Raw genomic sequence first — 18,996 nt, forward strand, 5'->3', positions numbered from 1 at the left:
GACCATCCGACCACCCCGCCGCGGGCGGGTGCGGGGTTCAACGACCGCACAGGGGACGGCCGTTGAACCCCGCACCCGGCCTTCGGCCGCCGGACTACGCCCGACTCGCCGCCGTCGGGCCGTACTTCGCGCTGGACACCGCACCGGCCGACCGTCCGCCCGAGGGCTTCCGGCCGCTGGCCGAGCTGTACGGCACCGGGCCGGACGCGCCGTTGGCGGCGCGGCTGCGGGTGGTGGCGCGGCGACTCGGCACCGACGAGCCCCGGGTCGCCGCCTCGATCCTGCACCTGGGACTGGCCGCCCGCTTCTGGTCGGTGGGCCTGGGCTCGGCCGTCCTGCTGGGGACGGTCCCGACCCTGGAGCACGCCTGGGTGCGGATCCCGGACCAGGGCCCGCTCGACCTGTGGACCCCGCCGGAGCCCGTCCGGCCGCCCGCCGTTCCATCCGCCGTTCCATCCTCCGGGACGGCCGCCGGGAAGGACGCCGGGACGCTCGCCGACCAGTTGCACGAGGCCGTCCTGCTGGGCCAGTTGGAGCCGCTGGCGACGGCCGTCCGGGCGGCCGCCCCGCTCTCCCGCCGCCTGCTGCTCGGCAACGCCGCCTCCGCGCTGGCCGGGACGCTGCGGATCCTGGACGCCCATGCGCCGGCCGCCGCACGGGCGTTGGTGGCGGAGCTGCTGGACCGTCCGCCGCTGGCCGGGTCGGGTACCCTGCGCACCGGGCCGCGCGGTACGGCGTTCCGCCGGAACAGCTGCTGCCTCTACTACCGGCTGGGGCCGGGCGCCGGTCTCTGCGGCGACTGCTGCTTCAGCACGCCGCCCGGACGTGGGAAGCGGAACGACTAATACCTTCACAAATGAAGGTCATATCGGCTTGCCGGCACCGTCCGGTCAACCGTCAGCCGCGCGCCACCGTCCAGTCCACCGCCGCCGACGGCACCCCGGCCCGCCCGGCCGCCGGGTCCGCGAGCAGCCCGCGCGCCAGCGAACCCACCGGCAGGGCCGGGGTGGTGGCGGCCAGCACCCGCCCCTCGCCGTCGAGCAGCGCGGCCTCGCCGGCCAGCTCCCGCAGCGGCGGCACCAGCAGCCGTTCCAGCGCGGCCAGCGGGACGTCCCCGGCCGCCACCCCGACGAAGCCGGCGCCCGGGACGACCACCGGCCGGGCGCAGCACAGCACGTACCGGTCGGCACAGAGCAGGTCGACCTGCGGCCCGGCCACCACGGCCCGCCCCTCGTCCCGGGGCCGGGCGAACCAGGGCAGCACCCGGTAGTCGTAGAACTCGGCGTCCGCCGGGTCGAGCACGAGCCGCAGCCGCCGCTCCCCGGCCCCGCGCGCGCCGCGGTACCACCACTCCGCGTGCAGGTCCGCGTCGGCGAGCGCGCCGGGTGCCACGACCGCTCCGCAGCCGAACCAGCGCGAGCCGGGCCGCGCCAGCAGTTCGCCCACCGCCCCGCGCACCGCGGCGAGTTCGGCGGCCCCGGGCCGGCGGCCCTCGGCGGCCGCCCGGGTCCAGCAGTCGGCCGCGGCCGCCCGCAGGCCGTCCAATTCGGCGAGCACCTCGTCGACGGCGGCGGCGACCCGTCGGGCGCAGCGCTCGACGGCGGCGGGCCCGCCGAGGGCTCGGGCAACGGGCAGGGCGGGGCTGGACGCGCTGGTCATGACGGCTCCGGCGGCGAGGGAGGGTTCCGGCGGCAACGGGCTTCCGGCAACGGACTTCCGGCGAGGGGCGGCTCCGGGAACGGACTTCCGGCGAGGGAGGGCTCCGGGAACAACGGGTTCCGGGAGCAACGGGCCCCGGCTCAGCCGTCGTCCGCCAACTCCAGGTGCCGCCGGACCAGATGGTGGACGCAGGCCACCGCGTGCGCCTCGGCCGCGGCCCGGGCGCCGGCCGCGTCGCCGGCCAGCACCGCGACCAGGATCTCCCGGTGCTGCTCGGCGAAGCGCTCCTGGTCCGGCCCGTGCGGGGCGGGCAGCCAGAGCAGCGGGCCGAGTTCGGCCTGGAGCCGGACGGCGAGCTGGGTGAGCCGCACCGACTGGGCGGCGACGGCGAGTTCGATGTGGAAGCGGGCGTCGGCGCGGCACCGCTCGGCGGGCCCGGCGGCGTCGCGCAGGTCGTGCACCAGCCGGGTGAGCCTGGGGCCGAGGTCGGCCGGGGCGCGTTCGGCGGCGAGCCGGGCGGCGGTGCCGAAGACGGCCAGCTCCTCGTCGCCGAGGTCGCGCAGGTCGACGGTGGCGAGGTCGCGCAGCCGGGCGAGCTGGAGGTGCTGGGAGCCCTCCGCGGGGGTGCGGACGAAACTGCCGCCGTTGCGGCCGCGCCGGGTCTCGATCAGCCCCGCCTCGCGGAGCAGGGCGAGGGCCTCGCGGACGGTGCCGTTGGCGACGCCGAGCTGGTCGGCGAGGTCGTTCTCGCTGGGCAGTTGGTCCCCGTCCGCGACCAGCCCGAGGGCGATCGCCTCGGTGATCCGGCGGGCCACCGCGTCGGCGCGACCGAGGTCGGCGAGCGGCGCGAGGACGGCGCTGAGCAGCGGGGTCGCACTGCCGATGGTCGTCACACCGCCCCCTCCTCGATCACCGTCGCCGGGTCGCCCGTCGCCGGATCACCCGCCTCCGGATGAGCGTCTCCGAACCGCCGTCGCCGAACCGCCGTCGCCGGATCACCGTCCGACCGGATGTTTCCCGCAGGGTACCTCCCGGTCGAGCGCGCACCCTTGCCGCTAGAAACTCAATCTCGTATGTTCTCCCGCAGCCTCGGCCCGAACAGCACCCCGCAGCACTCCCCCACGCATCACGACGACGCGTCACAACGACGCGTCCTGACGACGCATCACGACACGTTCCCAGGAGCAGGTCATGACCGATGCCAGTGCCCGTGCCACCGCCCACTCCCCCGACCCGGACGCCGAACGGCTGGCCGCCCTCGGCTACACCTCCGAGTTCAAGCGCGACATGAGCCTCTGGGCGAACTTCTCGCTCGGCTTCACCTATCTCTCCCCCGTGGTCGGCGTGTACACACTCTTCGCCACCTCGCTCCAGACCGCCGGGCCGCCGATGGTCTGGAGCTTCCTGATCGCGGGCCTCGGCCAGCTGCTGGTGGCCCTGGTGTTCAGCGAGGTGGTCGCCCAGTTCCCGGTGGCCGGCGGGGTGTACCCGTGGGCGCGCCGGCTCTGGGGCCGCACCTGGGGCTGGCTGACCGGCTGGGTCTACCTGCTGGCGCTGATGTCCACCATCGCGGCCGTCTCCTACGGCGCCGGTCCGTACGTGGCCGCCCTCCTGGGCGTCGAGCCGAGCACCGCGACGACCGTCTGGTGCGCGCTCGGCCTGCTGGCGCTCGCCACCGTGATCAACCTCGGCGGCACCCGGGTCCTGTCGGCGGCGGCCATGTTCGGTTTCGCCGCCGAGCTGCTCGGCGCCCTGGCGGTCGGCGCCTGGCTGCTGCTGACGCACCGCTACCACGGCCTCGGTGTGGTCTTCGACCGCTTCGGCGCGGGCGGCGACGGGAACTACGCCGACGCCTTCCTGGCCGCCGGGCTGATCGCGGTCTTCCTGTTCTTCGGCTTCGAGGCCTGCGGCGACGTCGCCGAGGAGGTGGCCGATCCGGGTCGACAGATCCCCAAGTCGATGCGGCGCACCATCTACGTCGGCGGCGCGGCGGCGATCGGGGTCAGCCTGGCCCTGGTGATGTCGATCCAGGACATCGGCGCGGTGGTCTCCGGCGACGACAAGGACCCGGTGGCCAAGGTGCTGCACGACGCCTTCGGCGCGGCCGGCGCCCGGGTGGTGATCGGCGTGGTGCTGATCTCCTTCCTGTCCTGCGTGCTGAGCCTCCAGGCGGCGGCGAGCCGGCTCGCCTACTCCTTCGCCCGGGACCGGATGATCGCGGGCAGCCGGCTGCTGGCCACCGTCTCGGGCCGGCTGCGGGTGCCGCCGTACGCGCTGCTGCTCGCCGCGGCGCTGCCCGGCGTGATCATCGTCGGTGCCTCGGCGCTCTCCGAGGGCGCCCTCACGAAGATCATCTCCTTCTCCAGCATCGGCATCTACCTGGCCTTCCAGATGGTGGTGCTGGCCGCCCTGCGGGCCCGGCTGCGCGGCTGGCGCCCGAGCGGGGACTTCCGGCTCGGCCGCTGGGGCCTGGCGGTGAACATCGGCGCGCTGGTCTACGGCGTCGCCGCGATCGTCAACATCTGCTGGGGCCGCACCCCGGACGCCGCCTGGTACGACAACTACCTGGTGCTGCTCTCGGCGGTGGTCGTGCTCGCGGCCGGCGGCCTCTACCTCCTGCTGGCCCGCCCGCACCTGCGCGGCGACGCCCCCTCGGGCGACGCGACGGCCGGTGGCCCGGCGACCGGCGGCGCGACGGCCGCGGCCGGGGCGGCCAGGGGGCGGTCGTGACCGGGCTCCCGCTGGACGGCGTCCTGGTCGCCGACTTCGGCCGGGTCCTCGCCGCGCCCTACCTGACCATGCTGCTGGCCGACCTCGGCGCCGACGTGATCAAGGTCGAGCAGCCCGGCACCGGCGACGACACCCGCGCCTGGGGCCCGCCGCACGCCCAGGGCGAGGCCACCTACTTCCTCTCCGTCAACCGCAACAAGCGCTCCCTCACCCTCGACCTGCGCGACCCGGCCGACCACGCCCGCGCCGTCGAACTCGTCCGCCGCGCCGACGTGCTGGTGGAGAACTTCCGCCCCGGCACGATGGCCCGCCACGGCCTCGGCCCGGACCGCGCCGAGGCGCTCAACCCGCGGCTGGTCTACTGCTCGATCACCGGCTTCGGCTCCGGCGAGGGCGCCGGACTGCCCGGCTACGACCTGCTGGTGCAGGCCGTCGGCGGCCTGATGTCGGTCACCGGCCCGGCCCCCGGCGAGCCGGTGAAGACCGGCGTCGCACTGGTGGACGTCCTGACCGGACTGCACGCGGCGGTCGGCGTGCTGGCCGCGCTGCGCGAGCGCGAGGCCACCGGCCGGGGCCAGCTGGTGGAGCTGAACCTGCTCTCCACCCTGCTCTCCGGCCTGGTCAACCAGTCCGCCGGCTACACCCTGGCCGGCGCCGTGCCCGGCATCCTCGGCAACCGCCACCCCTCCATCGCCCCGTACGAGGTGTTCACCGCCGCCGACCGCCCGCTGGTCGTCGCGGTCGGCAACGACCGGCAGTTCGCCGCGCTCTGCCGGGGCGTGGGCGCCCCCGAACTGGCCGCCGACCCGCGCTTCGCCACCAACGCCGACCGGGTCGCGCACGTGGGCGCGCTGGCCCACGAGCTCACCGCCCGGCTCGAACGCCGCACCGCCGCCGAGTGGTTCGCGGTCCTCACCCCGCTCGGCGTGCCCTGCGGACCGGTCAACGACCTGGCCGGGGCCTTCGCCCTCGCCGACTCGCTCGGCCTGCGCCCGCGGGCGCCGTTGCCCGGCCCGGACGGCCGCCCGCTGGAGCTGGTCGCCAACCCGATCGGCCTCTCCCGCACCCCGCCCCGCTACCACCTGCCCCCGCCCCGGCTCGGCGAGCACACCGCCGAGCTCACCGCCTGGCTGGACGCCCCGTACGACCGACACGCCCCGCACGACCAGGACGCCCCGACCGCCCCGACCGACCCGTACGACAAGGACCCCGAGGACCGCCCATGAGCACCCCGCACCGCACCCGCACGCCAGGGTGACCCCGACGGGCACCGGCGAGATCCACACCCTGGTGGTCGGCCAGGCCCTCATCGGGCAGGCGGCGTACCGCCAGGCGCGTACGGGGGGACGCCGAGGCCCGCGTCCGGCTTGTCCAGGGCCGGGCGCGGGCCGCCGATCCCCACCCGGTGCCGATGCCCGCGGCACCCGGTGAAGCCTTCCGAGGGGCGCGGTCAGACCGCGACCGCCTCCTCCATCTCCTCCTCGGCCTCCGCCGGCGTCTCGACCGGACGGCGCCCGCGGCCCTCGTACATCGCCGCGGCCACCAGCGCCGCACCGCCGAGCAGCAGCCAGACCAGCAGGGTCACGACGTGCCCGCCGAGGCCCGCGCCGCCGTCGAAGTACATGATGCTGCGCGCGCCCTCCAGGAAGCCGGCGCCGGTCCAGAAGCCGTGCAGGCCGCCGAAGAACCCGTTCTGCAGCTCGGGCCGGTAGATGCCGCCGGAGGAGGTGAAGTTCAGCATCACGAACAGCACCATCAGGGCCAGAGTGGTCCACTTCTTCAGGAAGCTGTGCAGGCCGATGCCGATCAGCACGATGCCCGCCGAGTAGAGCCAGCCCAGCGCCCAGATCGCCGCGTAGTCGTGGTCGACCACGTGGAAGACCGGCCCGGCGGTGACGATGCCGATCACGCTGACCGCCAGCGAGACCGCCACCCCGACCAGCGCCCGGACCGCCATGCTCAGCCCCGCACCGGCGGCGCCGATCACCGCGACGCTGGCGTAGGAGCCGATGCTCAGTGCGACCAGCAGGAAGAACAGGCCCTGTCCGGTCGGGTCGCCCGCGGCCGGGGTGGTCAGGTCGGTGACGTGCAGCGGCACGCCCTGCCGGTCGGTGACGTTGGTGAACACCGCCGTGGCGGCCACCACCGAGGTGTCCGAGTTCCCCTTGGCGACGATCAGCTCGGGGCTCTTGGCGTCCGGCACGAAGGCGCCCACCAGGTCCCGGTCGCGCAGCTGCTGCTCGGCGGCGGCCCGGTCGTCCACGGTGCGGACGTCGAGCGCGTTCCCGGCCTTGCCCTGGATGGCCTGCGCCAGGCCCTGCGCCTGCGGCGTGGTGCCGACCACCGCCACCTTGAGGTGGTGGGGCTCGGGCTGGTGGAAGGCGCCCTGGTAGGCGAGCGCCATGCCCAGGCACATCAGCAGCGGGGTGATCAGGTGGATGGCCAGGTGCTTGAGCGAGTGCCCCAGGGTGGGCGCTGCGGCGGGGTTCCGGGGTGTGCTCATGGCGTTCGTACCGTCCTCCGGTGGCGTGTCTGTCAGCTTGATCATGAAGGTGGCAAATGCAACCAATGAGGGTGGTAAATGCAACCATCTATCGATGCAGCTTACAACTATCCGACACCGATCGGAAGCCGGGCCCCGAACAGGACCCGGCTCCCCGCCGCACTCGGCCCGGCTACCGCAGCCGCATTCGGCCCGACCGCCCCGCCCGCGCTCAGCCCAGCTCGAACACCCCGTACGAGAACCCGTCCGCCCACAGCTCCCCGTCCGCGACCCGCACGCCCTGCACCTCCAGCGGCCGGACGCCCGGCGCCGACGGGACGCCCTCCGGCAGGCCCGGCAGCCGGACGGACGCCGGCTCCCGGCGCGGATTGACCGCCACCAGGTACCGCCCGGCCCGGGTGTACACCAGCGGGTAGCCGGTGTGCCGGACCTCCACCCCGCCGGCCGCGCCCAGCCCCGGGTGCGCCCGGCGCAGCGCGATCAGCCGCCGGACGGTGTGCAGCAGCGAGGTCGGGTCGGCACGCTGGGAGAGCACGTCCGGGCGGTGCGGGTCCGGGTCCACCGGCAGGTACAGCCGCTCGGGCGGGGCGCTGGAGAAGCCGGCGGTGGGGCCGGGCGTCCACTGCATCGGGGTGCGCGAGCCGGCCCGGTTGAACCGCGGCCCGAGGACGCTGCCCTCGGTGTCGGGCAGGCCCGGCAGGTAGCGCATGCCGATCTCGTCGCCGTAGTAGACCGCCGGGAGGGTGGGCCAGGTGAGCAGGAAGGCGAAGGCCGGGGCGAGCTGCTCCGCGGTGCGCGGACCGGTGGCCAGCCGGGAGAAGTCGTGGTTGGCGGTGGGCAGCACGATCTGCCCGCCGCCCTCGGTGAGTTCGGCGGCGGAGCGCCAGGCATCCAGGAAGGGCTGCGGGGTGCCCCGGCCCTCGGCCTCGAAGTAGCAGGCCTCCTGGTGCCAGAACTCCTCGACCGTCCCGCCGTTGTTGTTCCAGAGCGAGCGCAGCGGCAGGCCGTGGTCCGCGCCGCCGAAGTGCAGGAAGAAGTCGGCGTGGAAGCCGGCCGTGACGGCGGCGGCCGGGTCTCCCCACTCGGCGAGCAGGACGGCCTCGGGGTGGGCGCGGTCCAGCCAGTCGCGCAGCTCGGTCCAGAGCTTGGCGGTCTCCACCTTGCCGGGGTCGTCCTTGACCAGCGAGTAGGCCATGTCCACCCGGAAGCCGGACACCCCGAGGCCGAGCCAGTGCGCCATGATCGCGCGCAGCGCCGCCCGGTTGGCGCGCGGGCCGTCCGCGTCCACCGACTGCCGCCAGGGTTCCTCGGAACTGCCGCGTGCGTAGCCGAAGTTGAGCGCGGGCTGACAGTCGAAGAAGTTCGGCAGGTACCAGCCGGGGCGGCTGCCGGGCGAGGCGACGAAGCCGTCCACCGGGCGGTCGGACCAGATGTACCGGTGGTCGGACGGGTCCTCGGCGGAGGCCAGGAACCAGGGGTGGCGGTCGGAGGTGTGCCCGGCCACCAGGTCCAGCAGGACCCGGATGCCCTTGCCGCGGGCGGCCTCCACCAGGGCGGCCAGGTCCTCGGTGCTGCCGTAGCGCGGGGCCGGGGTGAGGTAGTCGGCGACGTCGTACCCGGCGTCGCGGAACGGCGAGGCGAAGCAGGGGTTGAGCCAGACGGTGTCGACGCCGAGCCAGGCGAGGTGGTCCAGGTGCTCGGCGATGCCGGCGAAGTCGCCGATGCCGTCGCCGTCGGAGTCGGCGAAGCTCTGGGGGTAGATCTGGTACAGCACGGCGTCGGCGAGCCAGTCGGGGCCGGGGCGGGTCGAGGTCATGGGCGGTTCCTCCTGCCGGGTCCGGGGCCCGGGGCTGGCCGGGCGGGGAGGGGCTGGGCCGGGACGGGCTCGGCCGGGGCCGAGCCGGGTGCCCCCGATTCTCGTCCAATCCCGGCCGTCCCGACAGCCCGCCTCGCCCCGCCGCAGACGCCGATGCCCCGCCGCGAACACCGACGGCCCGACTGCGCCCCCACCGCAGATGTCGACGGCCCGCTACGCCCCCGCCGCCCCGGCGCAGGCCGCCGTGAACGCCCGGGCCCGCCGGGTGATCTCGGCCCAGTCCCCCGCCGCGACCACGTCCGGCGGCACCACGTCCGTCCCCGCGCAGACCGCGAGCGCGCCGTGCGCCAGGAACGCGGCGGCGTTGCCCGCGTTCACCCCGCCGGAGGCCACCAGCGGCACGTCGGGGTACGGGCCGCGCAGGTCCTTGAAGTAGCCGGGGCCGAACGCCCGGGCCGGGAAGATCTTGACGGCGGCGGCCCCGAGGTCCACCGCGTGCGCCACCTCGGTCGGGGTGAGCGCCCCGAGCACCACCGGCACCCCGGCGGTGGCCGCCGCCTCGGCGACCTCGGGGCGGCAGCCGGGGGTGACCAGGAAGGACGCCCCCGCCTCGACCCCGCGCCGAGCCTGCTCGGCGGTCAGCACCGTTCCGACGCCGACCCGCCAGCCGGCCTTCGAGGCCCTGAGCAGATGGTCCGTCACATCCGGTGTGGTGTAGGTGAATTCGGTCAGGTTGATGCCGCCCTCGGCGAGGGCCGCGCAGAGCGCGGCGGCGTCCGGGATCCGGGGTGCGCGGACCACCGCGATCACCGGTTCGTCGCGCAGTCCGGAAAGCCCGGTCGGAACGGAAGGGTCGGAGGAGAGGTCGGTCGGAGCGGACAGCTCGGTCATGTGGCCAGGGTTCCTCGGTCGGTTCGGCGCAGGGCACGCCCGGGTCGGGCGCCGGTGGTGCGGCCCTCCCGGACGACGGCGCTGCCGTTGACGTACACGTACTCGATGCCCTCGGCGGGCAGCCGGGGGTCCTCGAAGGTGGCGGCGTCCCGGACCTTCCCGGGGTCGAGGAGCACCAGGTCGGCGTGGTGGCCAGGGGCGATCCGGCCCCGCCGGTCCAGCCCCAGCCGGGCGGCGGGGCGGCCGGTCATCCGGGCGATCGTCTCCTCCAGCGTGAGAACTCCCAACTCCCGGCTGTAGTGGCCGAGGTAGCGCGGGAAGGTACCCCAGGCGCGCGGGTGCGGCCGGGCGCCGACCAGCAGTCCGTCGCTGCCGACGGTGTGCGCGCGGTGGCGCATGATCGCCCGGACGTTCTCCTCGTGCCCGACGTGCTGGAGGATGGTGGTGGCCAGCCCGTCCCGGCGCAGCAGGTCCAGGAAGACCTCGGTGCCGGTCCGCCGCTCCTCGACGGCCAGTTCGGCGACGGTGCGGCCGACCGTCCCGGCGAGCGGGGCCGAGCCGACGCCGGAGATCTGGATCGTCGCCCAGTCGGTGACCACCCCGTGGCAGCCGTCGCTGCCCTTCTCCTCCACCTCGTACCGGATCCTCGCGCACTGCGCGGGGTCGTCGAGCCGCGCCAGCGTCGCGGCCGGGCCGCCCTCGGTGGCCCAACTCGGCAGCAGGGCGGCCAGGGTGGTGGAGCCGGGCAGGTAGGGGTAGCTGTCCAGGGTGAGGTCCACGCCGTCGGCGAGCGCCCGGTCGAGGAGCTCCAGCAGCTCGCCGGCCCGGCCCCGGTTGACCCCGAAGTTCATCGTGGCGTGGGTCAGGTGCAGCGCGCAGCCGCTCCGCCGGGCGATCTCCACCATCTCCGCGTAGCCCTCCAACGCCCCTTCGCCGTACGAGCGTTGGTGCGGGGCATGGAAGCCGCCGTAGGCCGCGACGACGGTGCACAGCTCGACCAGCTCGGCGGTGTCCGCGTACATCCCGGGGGTGTAGCTGAGGCCGCTGGACATGCCGACCGCGCCGTCCAGCAGGCTCTTCGCCAGCACCTGCCGCATCCGGTCGAGTTCGCCGGGGGTCGGCGGACGGTTGGCCCAGCCCATGACGAGCATCCGCAGCGTGCCGTGCGGGACGAGGTAGCAGGCGTTGACGGCGACGCCGCTGCGGTCGATCCGGTCGAGGTAGCCGGCGACGTCCCGCCAGTCCCAGTCGAAGCCGTCCGGATCGCCGTTCCAGCCCGCGAGTTGGCGGCGCAGCGCGGCCAGTGTGGTGTCGTCGACCGGGGCGTAGGACAGGCCGTCCTGGCCGAGGACCTCGCAGGTGACGCCCTGGGTGACCTTGGCCGGGTGCTCGGGTTCGCGCAGCAGGGCGAGGTCGGAGTGGGCGTGCATGTCGATGAAGCCGGGGGCCAGTACCAGCCCGTCGGCGTCCACCACCTCGGCCGTGCCGGGGCCCTTGCCGATCCCGCCGGTCCCGCCGCCCTCACCGGACTCGCCGGTCCTGGCGATCTCGACGATCAGGCCGTCGGCGATCCGGACGTCCGCCCGGTAGCGCTCCGCGCCGGTGCCGTCCACCACGGTGGCGCCCCGGAAGACCGTCGCGCCCCCGCGGGCCGCTCTCTCCCCGGGCATCAGAAGAACGTCCTGACCAGGCCGGTGACCTTCGGCTCGGCCGCGTCCGCGGAGTCCAGCACCGGGATCGCCGTCCACTTGTCGAAGGCGGTGCAGGGGTGCGAGACGCCCAGCCGCAGCACGGCGCCGATCGGCGCGAGGTCGCCCGCGTCCCGCAGGAAGGCGTGCTGGTCGTTGAGTGCCGTGATCCGGGCCGCCGTTCCGGTCAACTCGGCGCCGCTGCGCACCCGTTGCGGCTCCGGCAGGCCCTCGTCGAAGGGCAGGTCGCGCTTGCCGGCGTCCAGCAGCGCGAGCTGCGGCTCGGGCCGGGAGACGACCCGGGCCCAGCCGTGCAGCGCACCGCGGAACGGCGTCCGCCCGCCGTCCCGGGCCAGCGGCGAGATGCCCCGGTAGAAGCCGTCGTCGTGGGCGATGTACGCGCCCGAGCGCAGCACCGTGAACGACTCCGGCAGGTTCGCCAACTCCTCGACCACCAGGTCGAAGTAGGCGCTGCCGCCGGCCGAGACCACCGGCGGGGTGCCGTCCAGGTAGGCGCTCGCCAGCCGGCCGTGCAGCTCGCCGAGCTCCCGCAGGTAGCCGCGGACGGCGGCCAGTCCCTCGGCCGAGGCGTCGTGCGCGATCGCGCCCTCGTAGCCGCCGATGCCCGCCAGGCGCAGGGTGGGGGCGCGCAGCACCGCGGCGGCGACCTCGACGGCGGCGTCCGTACCGCGGGCGCCGGTCCGCCCGCCGGGGCCGCCGAGCTCGACCAGCACCTCGACCGGCCGTTCGGCCCCGGCGGCGCGCAGCGCCTCGTCCATCAGCCGCACGCTCTCGACGGAGTCGACCCAGGAGAGGAAGGCGAAGTCCGGGTCGGCGGCGAGCTCGTCGGCGAGCCAGGCCAGTCCGGCCGGGTCGAGCAGGGCGTTGGCGAGCAGGATGCGCTGGACCCCGAAGGCCCGGGCGATCCGCACCTGCGGCAGGTTGGCGAGGGTGATGCCGTGGCTTCCGGCGTCGAGCTGCGCCTGCCAGAGGGCGGGCGCCATGGTGGTCTTGCCGTGCGGGGCGAGCGCGACGCCCGCCTTGGCGCACCAGTCGGCCATGGTGCGGACGTTGTGGTCGAGGGCGGCGCCGTCGAGGGTGAGCAGCGGGGTGCCGAGCGAGGAGAGGGTGGGGCCGGTGGCGAGCCACTCCCGCGTGCTGCGGCCCCACGACTGCGGCGGAGCGGCTTTGAACCGCCAGTCGAGCGGTTCGTCGGCCAGGGCCGCCACCGCTCCCCGGGCGATCCCCGGCCCGGTACCGCTGCTTGCGAAGGTCTGCTCCACCGTGTTCCTCCATCCGCACAGGTTGCAACATGCGCAACGAGGGTTGCACATGCTGGCAACACGGTTCTAGCATCGGCGCCGGATCACGGTCAACGGACCGGGCTCCCGGTCGACGGGGTCGGCTCACGTGCGGTGCTCGCGGAGAACGCGGTGCTCACGGACGAACGCGGCGTTCACGCGCCACGGAGTCGGCCCGGTGGGCCCGCTCTCGACGGAACGGCCGCAGACGAGGAGCCCCGCACATGCCGCGACAGGACACCCAGGGCCCGACCCGCCCCGGCGCTCCCCCGACGGCCGTGTGCGTGGGCGAGTCGATGGCCGTCCTGCTGCCGGACCGCCCGGGCCCGCTGGAGTCGGTGGAGAACTTCCGGCTCTCGGTCGGCGGCGCGGAGTCCAACGTGGCGGGCGCGCTGGCCGCGCACGGCGTGCCGACCGCCTGGATCAGCCGGGTCGGCGACGACGGCTTCGGCCGCCGGCTGCTCGCCGAGGTCGCCGCCCGCGGCGTGGACGTCTCGGCGGTCGCGGTCGACCCGCACCGCCCGACCGGCCTCTACCTGAAGGAGGTCGGCGGCACCACCGGCGACCGCCACGACCTCGGCCCCGGCCGCAGCCGGCTGCACTACCACCGGCGCGGCTCCGCGGCCGCCGCACTCTCGCCCGGCCTGCTCGCCGACCCGGCCGCCGCCGCGCTGCTGGCCGGCGCCCGGCTGCTGCACCTGTCCGGCATCACCGCCGCGCTCTCCGACGACTGCCTGGCCCTGCTGCGCGCCCTGCTCGCCGACCGCCGTCCGGGCCGCCTGGTCAGCTTCGACCTCAACTGGCGCCCCTCGCTCTGGCTCGACCGCGACCCGGCCGTCCTGCCGCCGCTGCTGGACGCCGCCGACCTGCTGCTGCTCGGCGCCGACGAGGCCGAGGCCGCCTTCGGCACCGGCGACCCGGCCGAGCTCCGCCGCCGCTTCCCCGCCCCGGCCACCGTCGTGGTCAAGGACGCGGCCCGGCAGGTCACCGCCCTGGAGCAGGACGGTACGGCGGTCACCGAGCCGGCCCTCGCGGTCGAGGTGGTCGAGGCCACCGGCGCCGGCGACGCCTTCGCGGCCGGCTACCTGGCCGGCACCGTCCGGGGCCTGGACCAGCGGCGCCGGCTGCGACTCGGCCACCTGAGCGCCGCCTGCGCGCTGACCGCCCCCGGCGACCAGGCCGAGCTGCCGGACGCCGCCGTGGTGGCCGCCCTGCTCGACGCCTCCCCCGCCCAGTGGGCCGCCACCCGGGTCACCCCGGAGGGCATCACCGGCCCGTCCCTGCCCGCCGGCGTCGCACGCCCGACCGACCGGACGCCGTGCGCCGACCGGTCGTCGTCCGCCGACCGGGCCCGGGCACAATGAGCGGGAACCCCAGCCCTCGAAGCGGAGCACGATGAGTCAGACCGTCACCCGCGCCCTGCGCATCCTCGCCGAGCTCGGCGAGGGCGAGCGCTCCCTCGACCAGCTCGCCGAGGTGCTCGGCGTCCACAAGACGACCGTGCTCCGACTGCTGCAGAGCCTCGAAGAGGAACGGTTCGTCTATCGCGACGCGGCCTACCGCTACCACCTGGGCGCCGGCCTCTTCGCGCTCTCCGGCCTGGCCCTGGAGCAGCGCGGCGTGCGCCGGATCGCCGCCCCGCACCTGGCCGAGCTGAACGCCGCCACCGGCCAGACCGTGCACCTGGCCGCGTACGAGGGCGGCGAGGTGGTCTACATCGACAAGTTCGACTCCCGCCACCCGGTGCGGATGTACTCCCGGATCGGCCTGCGCGCCGCCCTGCACAGCGCCGCCGTCTCCAAGGTGCTGCTGGCCGACCTGCCGCTGCCGGAGCGGCGCCGGGTGGTGGCCGGGATCGACTTCGTCCGGCACACCGAACGCACCCTGACCTCCCCCGAGGCGCTGCTCGCCGAGCTGGAGAGGGTCGCCGCCCAGGGCTGGGCGCAGGACCACGCCGAGCACGAGTCCTTCATCAACTGCGTGGCCGCGCCCGTCCGGGACGCCAGCGGGCGGGTGGTCGCCGCCGCCTCGATCTCCGTCCCGGACGTCGTCCTGCCGTACGAGCAGGTGCTGGACCTGCTCCCGCAGCTGCTCGCCACCACCCGCGCCGTCTCGGCCGACTGCGGCCGTCCCGACCACAACTGACGAACCGTCACACAACGTAAGGAACCCGATGTCCGCCGAGCACCCCCAGACCTTCGAGAAGACCGAGATCCGCACCGACGGCGCCCCCGCCCCCGCCTGGATGTTCTCCCAGGGCGTCCGCAAGGGCCCGTTCCTCCAGGTCTCCGGCCAGGGCCCGCAGGACCCGGCCACCGGCGAGTACCTGCACCACGGCGACGTGAAGGCGCAGACCCGCCGCACCCTGGAGAACGTCAAGGCCATCGTCGAGGCCGGCGGCGCCACCATCGAGGACGTGGTGATGTTCCGCGTCTACCTCACCAAGCGCGCCGACTTCCCGCTGATGAACGAGGTCTACGCCGAGTTCATCGACGAGAACATCAAGCCCGGCGGCGTGAAGCCGTGCCGTACCACCGTCTTCGTCGAGCTGCCGCAGGAGCCGATGCTGGTCGAGATCGACGCCCAGGCCGTCATCGGCTGACCCGGCCCCGCCCGACGGAAGGGCCCGGACGCCACCCGCGCGTCCGGGCCCTTCCGCCTGCCCGGGCCCGCCCGCTCGCCCCACCGCCTGCTTGCCACACCCCCAGCCGCACATTAGGTTAGGCTCACCTAACTAACTGGAGGTCCGTCCATGAGCCTGCCCACCGGCGACACCGAGGTCCCCGAGCCCAGCACCGCCGACCGGATCCACAGCCTGCTCAGCACGACCTCCTCGCTCACCGTCCGCGCCCTGGGCGAGCACCACCACCTGGACACCCAGGTCTCCGTGCACGGCTCCCGGCTGCGGCTGCGCGCCGCCCTGGACGACCCGCTGACCACGGCCGCCGTCGGCGCCGCCGAGGGCCTCGCCGTCGTCCTCGACGTCACCGACATCGCCCCCGTCGCCGTCCGCGACCGCGTCCGCGCCCGCCTCACCCTGGCCGGCCGACTGCGGCCGGCCCACCTCACCGACGACGGCCTCGGCGTGCACCTGCGGGTGGACGTCGCCCACGCCGTCCTCGCCACCCCGTACGCCACCGGCGCGATCACCGCCGCCGACCTCGCCCTGGCCACCCCCGACCCGCTGGCCCGGTACGAGGCCATGCTGCTCACCCACCTCGCCGACGACCACGCCGAGGCGCTCGACGTCCTCACCCGGCTGCTCGACCCGGCCGTGCTCGCCCACGCCCCGGAGGTCCGCCCGCTCGCCCTGGACCGCCACGGCCTGGTGCTGCGCCTGGACCACTCGCACGGCCACCGCGACGTCCGCCTGGTCTTCCCCGAACCCGCCCGGGACACCGACGACTTCGGCCACCGGATGCACGAGCTGCTGGCCGCCGCCCAGTACGGCCTGCCGGTCCACCGGCGCTGAACCCGGGCCCGCCCGGCGCGAACGCCCGGGCCCGTCGGCCACCGCGGCCCGGCCCGGTCACCGCTCGACCGCGTCCTCCAGCACCACCCGCCCGATCCGCGCGTACAGCCCGGGCCGCCACCGGCGCACCGCGAGCGCCAGCCCGACCCCGCCCGCGAACACCCCGATCACCAGGTACGGGATCAGCCGGAACAGCAGCGTGTGCGCCGCCTCCCCCGCCGCGGCGTCCCGGTTGAGCACCAGCAGCACCACCACCCCGGCCATCGCCACCCCGCCCGCCAGCGGCGCGGCCAGCGTCCGGAACCAGTGCGCCGTCTCCGGGTGCCGTCCGCGCACGTGGAAGTACCCGACCACGGCGAAGGAGCAGAGCGTCTGCACGACCAGGATCGCCATCGTCCCGAGCAGCGCCAGCAGCGTGTACAGGTGCGCGTACGGGTCCATGCCGGCCGCCAGGAACCCCGCCACCAGCCCCACCGCGATGACCGACTGTGTGACCGAGGCGACATGCGGCGAGCCGTGCCGCGGATGGGTGCGGCCGAGCGCCGGGTGCAGCAGCCCCTCCCGCCCGATCGCGTACAGGTACCGGGCCGCGCACTGGTGGAAGGCCATCGCGCAGGCGAACGAGCCGGTGACGACCAGCCATTGGAAGACCTTCACCGCCCAGGCCCCCAAGTGCGCGGCGAGCTGGTCGAAGAACAGGCTGTTGCCGTCCTTGCCCGGCACCGCGCCGCCCGCCACCGCGACCGCCCGCTCGACGCCGTTGCCGGACACGATCATCCAGGACACGAAGACGTAGAGCAGCCCGACCCCGATCACGGAGATCAGCGTGGCCCGCGGCACCACCCGCTTCGGGTCGCGGGACTCCTCGCCGTACATCGCGGTGGACTCGAAGCCCACCCAGGACCAGAACGCGAAGAACAGTCCGAGCCCGGCCGCCGAGGTGCCCGAACTCCCCACCCCCTTCAGCGCGTTCAGCGGGTTCAGGGTCCCGGCCGCGAGACCGTCCGGCCCGCCGCCGGAGAGCAGCACCGCCAGTGAGACCGCCGACAGGACGCCGATCTCCAGCACCAGCGCGACCCCGAGCACCCTGGCCGTCAGGTGCAGGTCGAACCAGCCCATCACCCCGATCACCGCCGCCCCGAACAGCGCGTACCAGCCCCAGCCGACGTCCACCCCCAGCTGCGAACGGACCAGCCCGCGCAGCGAGTACGCGAAGAAGCCGAGGGCCGCGGCCTCGGTGACGACGTACGCGAGCACCGCGAGCAGCCCCGAGGCCATCCCCGCCACCCGCCCCAGCCCGTGCGAGACGTAGCCGTAGAACGCGCCGGCCGCGGTGATGTGCCGGGCCATCGCCACGTAGCCGACCGAGAACACCGTCAGCACCACGGTCGCCACGATGTACGCGGCGGGCGCGCCCGCGCCGTTGCCCTGACCGACGATGATCGGCAGGTTGCCGGTCATCGCGGTGATCGGGGCGGCGGTGGCGAGCGCCATGAACACCACGCCGACCAGGCCGACCGAGTCCGCCTTCAGCCGGTCGACCCCGCCCGCCCCGGGCCGCTCCCGCCCGGCCGTCTCCCCCGCCACGCCCCCGCTGCGGACCGCCATCCGGCCTCCTCGCCTCCCGGCCCGCCCGACCGCCGGACCGGCCGGGCACTGACCGTCCGCCAGCATGGCGCCCCGGAGGCGCCCGGAGATCCCGGCGACCACCCTGTGGGACACCGGAGTTGACGCTTCGTTCGATCGATCGAACACCCCGGGCGGGCCCGGGAACGAAAGCGACCGGCCCGGCCGCACGAGGAGGTCCTCATGCGGCCGGGCCGGCCTGGGCGTGTCCCGCGCCCATGTCCGCCGTGCGGCGATCACCCGGTCGAGCGGTCACCCGACATGACCATCCCGGGCGATCGGTTCGCCCGCAGCGGCGGTGGTTCCTGGTACCCCGGAGCTCTCGGGGTCAGAGCGCGACGCCGTGCGCGCGCAGGTAGGCGACCGGGTTGATGTCCGAGCCGTACTCCGAGCCGTTGCGGATCTCGAAGTGCAGGTGCGGGCCGGTCACGTTGCCGGTGGCGCCGGAGAGGCCGATCTGCTGGCCGGCGGTGACGGTCTGACCGATCCTCACACCGATCGAGGAGAGGTGCGCGTACTCGGCGTAGTGGCCGTCGGCGAGCCTGATCTCGACCTCGTTGCCGTAGGCGCCGCCGTTGCCGGCCTTGACCACGACACCGTTGGCGACGGCGCGCAGCGGGGTGCCGGTGGAGGCGACGAAGTCCTGGCCGGTGTGGTGACCGGAGGCCCACATCGAGCCGGCCACGCCGTAGGCGGTGCCGAGCCGCGGGCCGGCCAGCGGGGCGACGAAGCCGGAGGTGGCGGCGGCGACCGGAGTGGCGGTCACGGCCTGGGCCGGAACGGCGACCTGGAGCTGGGTCTCGAGCTGCGCGGAGGGCTTGGCGGCCTCGGTCTGCACCTGGACCTGGGCCTGCGGCTTGGCGGCCTGGGTCGCCGGAGCGGACGGCTTGGCGGGCTTGGCCGGAGCGGCGGGCTTCGCCGGGGCGGCGTCGGCGGCCGGCGCGGCGGCGTGGCCGGACAGCGCGAGCTGCTGGCCCGGGAAGATCAGGTTCGGGTTGGCGCCGACGACCGAGCGGTTCTGCTCGTACAGCGCGTGCCAGCCGCCCTCGACGTTCTTGGCGTCGGCGATCTTGGACAGGGTGTCACCGCTGACGACGCGGTAGCTCTCCTGCGCGGCCTGGGCGGCCGGAGCGGCGGCCTGCGTGGCCTGCTTGGCCTCGGTGGAGGCGGCGGCCGGAGCGGCCGGGGTGTGGGCCTGGGCGCTCATCGCGGTGACGAGCGGGAGGGCGAAGGACACACCGGTGACGGCGGTGGCGATGCCGATGCGGGCGGCGCGGGGCAGGGCGATACGACGAGCCTGTGCAGGCATG

The 18,996-nt window shown here is 75.1% G+C and carries 16 protein-coding genes; 7 read left to right on the top strand and 9 right to left on the bottom strand.

Annotated features, from left to right (window positions below; genetic code table 11):
- Positions 1 to 62 precede the first annotated feature (62 nt).
- Entirely contained in the window at positions 63 to 845 is a 783-nt protein-coding gene (locus tag ACWDD9_RS14125) for a (2Fe-2S)-binding protein (RefSeq protein ID WP_449811735.1), read from the top strand.
- Positions 846 to 897: 52 nt separating this feature from the next.
- Here ACWDD9_RS14125 and ACWDD9_RS14130 read toward each other — a convergent pair whose 3' ends face one another.
- Entirely contained in the window at positions 898 to 1,659 is a 762-nt protein-coding gene (locus ACWDD9_RS14130) for a cache domain-containing protein (protein WP_449811736.1), read from the bottom strand.
- A 140-nt stretch (positions 1,660 to 1,799) separates the two neighbouring features.
- Entirely contained in the window at positions 1,800 to 2,552 is a 753-nt protein-coding gene (locus ACWDD9_RS14135; protein ID WP_234348498.1) for a FadR/GntR family transcriptional regulator, read from the bottom strand.
- A gap of 298 nt (positions 2,553 to 2,850) precedes the next feature.
- On the opposite strand from ACWDD9_RS14135, the gene ACWDD9_RS14140 reads away from it, so the two are divergent.
- Entirely contained in the window at positions 2,851 to 4,389 is a 1,539-nt protein-coding gene (locus ACWDD9_RS14140; protein ID WP_449811737.1) for an APC family permease, read from the top strand.
- A gap of 68 nt (positions 4,390 to 4,457) precedes the next feature.
- Complete coding sequence (locus tag ACWDD9_RS14145; protein ID WP_449811759.1) at positions 4,458 to 5,615, top strand: CaiB/BaiF CoA transferase family protein; 1,158 nt, start codon at positions 4,458 to 4,460, stop codon at positions 5,613 to 5,615.
- A gap of 224 nt (positions 5,616 to 5,839) precedes the next feature.
- Here the strand turns inward: ACWDD9_RS14145 and ACWDD9_RS14150 are convergent, their stop codons facing one another.
- The 5 genes from ACWDD9_RS14150 to ACWDD9_RS14170 all read right to left on the bottom strand — a co-directional run bounded on the left by ACWDD9_RS14150 (position 5,840) and on the right by ACWDD9_RS14170 (position 12,570).
- Positions 5,840 to 6,892: an ABC transporter permease gene (locus tag ACWDD9_RS14150; protein WP_117492371.1), complete on the bottom strand. Its 1,053-nt coding sequence runs from the start codon at positions 6,890 to 6,892 to the stop codon at positions 5,840 to 5,842.
- A gap of 211 nt (positions 6,893 to 7,103) precedes the next feature.
- On the bottom strand, positions 7,104 to 8,708 hold the full coding sequence (locus tag ACWDD9_RS14155; protein ID WP_449811738.1) for an alpha-amylase family glycosyl hydrolase: 1,605 nt from the start codon (positions 8,706 to 8,708) through the stop codon (positions 7,104 to 7,106).
- A 213-nt stretch (positions 8,709 to 8,921) separates the two neighbouring features.
- Positions 8,922 to 9,599, bottom strand: coding sequence for a bifunctional 4-hydroxy-2-oxoglutarate aldolase/2-dehydro-3-deoxy-phosphogluconate aldolase (locus ACWDD9_RS14160; RefSeq protein WP_449811739.1), 678 nt, complete (start codon positions 9,597 to 9,599; stop codon positions 8,922 to 8,924).
- Entirely contained in the window at positions 9,596 to 11,269 is a 1,674-nt protein-coding gene (locus ACWDD9_RS14165; protein WP_449811740.1) for an N-acyl-D-amino-acid deacylase family protein, read from the bottom strand. The genes ACWDD9_RS14160 and ACWDD9_RS14165 overlap by 4 nt, the downstream gene beginning before the upstream one ends.
- A complete protein-coding gene (locus ACWDD9_RS14170) occupies positions 11,269 to 12,570 on the bottom strand; it encodes an amino acid deaminase (RefSeq protein ID WP_449811741.1) in 1,302 nt (433 codons plus the stop codon). Before ACWDD9_RS14170 ends, ACWDD9_RS14165 begins: the two co-directional genes overlap by 1 nt.
- A 242-nt stretch (positions 12,571 to 12,812) precedes the next feature.
- Here ACWDD9_RS14170 and ACWDD9_RS14175 point away from each other — a divergent pair, with 242 nt between their 5' ends.
- From ACWDD9_RS14175 to ACWDD9_RS14190, 4 genes are all read left to right on the top strand, one after another.
- The gene (locus tag ACWDD9_RS14175; protein WP_388046381.1) at positions 12,813 to 13,952 is read left to right on the top strand and encodes a sugar kinase; all 1,140 of its coding nucleotides are present in this window, start codon (positions 12,813 to 12,815) and stop codon (positions 13,950 to 13,952) included.
- A gap of 31 nt (positions 13,953 to 13,983) precedes the next feature.
- Positions 13,984 to 14,733: an IclR family transcriptional regulator gene (locus ACWDD9_RS14180; protein ID WP_049652384.1), complete on the top strand. Its 750-nt coding sequence runs from the start codon at positions 13,984 to 13,986 to the stop codon at positions 14,731 to 14,733.
- Positions 14,734 to 14,761: 28 nt separating this feature from the next.
- Positions 14,762 to 15,190: a RidA family protein gene (locus ACWDD9_RS14185; RefSeq protein WP_049652385.1), complete on the top strand. Its 429-nt coding sequence runs from the start codon at positions 14,762 to 14,764 to the stop codon at positions 15,188 to 15,190.
- 150 nt (positions 15,191 to 15,340) lie between these two features.
- Positions 15,341 to 16,060, top strand: coding sequence for a DUF2470 domain-containing protein (locus ACWDD9_RS14190; protein WP_049652387.1), 720 nt, complete (start codon positions 15,341 to 15,343; stop codon positions 16,058 to 16,060).
- A 57-nt stretch (positions 16,061 to 16,117) separates the two neighbouring features.
- Here ACWDD9_RS14190 and ACWDD9_RS14195 read toward each other — a convergent pair whose 3' ends face one another.
- Both ACWDD9_RS14195 and ACWDD9_RS14200 read right to left on the bottom strand, forming a co-directional pair.
- Entirely contained in the window at positions 16,118 to 17,668 is a 1,551-nt protein-coding gene (locus ACWDD9_RS14195) for an APC family permease (RefSeq protein ID WP_380741342.1), read from the bottom strand.
- A 346-nt stretch (positions 17,669 to 18,014) separates the two neighbouring features.
- The gene (locus ACWDD9_RS14200; RefSeq protein ID WP_449811742.1) at positions 18,015 to 18,995 is read right to left on the bottom strand and encodes a M23 family metallopeptidase; all 981 of its coding nucleotides are present in this window, start codon (positions 18,993 to 18,995) and stop codon (positions 18,015 to 18,017) included.
- Position 18,996: the final 1 nt, after the last annotated feature.

It is taken from the genome of Kitasatospora sp. NPDC001119, from assembly GCF_053598475.1.

Excerpts from the sequence above, each read along its gene's own strand:
- ACWDD9_RS14130 (WP_449811736.1), bottom strand. The coding sequence starts at position 1,659 with ATGACCAGCGCGTCCAGCCCCGCCCTGCCCGTTGCCCGAGCCCTCGGC.
- ACWDD9_RS14140 (WP_449811737.1), top strand. The coding sequence starts at position 2,851 with ATGACCGATGCCAGTGCCCGTGCCACCGCCCACTCCCCCGACCCGGAC.
- ACWDD9_RS14145 (WP_449811759.1), top strand. The coding sequence starts at position 4,458 with ATGCTGCTGGCCGACCTCGGCGCCGACGTGATCAAGGTCGAGCAGCCC.
- ACWDD9_RS14150 (WP_117492371.1), bottom strand. The coding sequence starts at position 6,892 with ATGAGCACACCCCGGAACCCCGCCGCAGCGCCCACCCTGGGGCACTCG.
- ACWDD9_RS14155 (WP_449811738.1), bottom strand. The coding sequence starts at position 8,708 with ATGACCTCGACCCGCCCCGGCCCCGACTGGCTCGCCGACGCCGTGCTG.
- ACWDD9_RS14160 (WP_449811739.1), bottom strand. The coding sequence starts at position 9,599 with ATGACCGAGCTGTCCGCTCCGACCGACCTCTCCTCCGACCCTTCCGTT.
- ACWDD9_RS14165 (WP_449811740.1), bottom strand. The coding sequence starts at position 11,269 with ATGCCCGGGGAGAGAGCGGCCCGCGGGGGCGCGACGGTCTTCCGGGGC.
- ACWDD9_RS14175 (WP_388046381.1), top strand. The coding sequence starts at position 12,813 with ATGCCGCGACAGGACACCCAGGGCCCGACCCGCCCCGGCGCTCCCCCG.
- ACWDD9_RS14180 (WP_049652384.1), top strand. The coding sequence starts at position 13,984 with ATGAGTCAGACCGTCACCCGCGCCCTGCGCATCCTCGCCGAGCTCGGC.
- ACWDD9_RS14185 (WP_049652385.1), top strand. The coding sequence starts at position 14,762 with ATGTCCGCCGAGCACCCCCAGACCTTCGAGAAGACCGAGATCCGCACC.
- ACWDD9_RS14190 (WP_049652387.1), top strand. The coding sequence starts at position 15,341 with ATGAGCCTGCCCACCGGCGACACCGAGGTCCCCGAGCCCAGCACCGCC.
- ACWDD9_RS14195 (WP_380741342.1), bottom strand. The coding sequence starts at position 17,668 with ATGGCGGTCCGCAGCGGGGGCGTGGCGGGGGAGACGGCCGGGCGGGAG.
- ACWDD9_RS14200 (WP_449811742.1), bottom strand. The coding sequence starts at position 18,995 with ATGCCTGCACAGGCTCGTCGTATCGCCCTGCCCCGCGCCGCCCGCATC.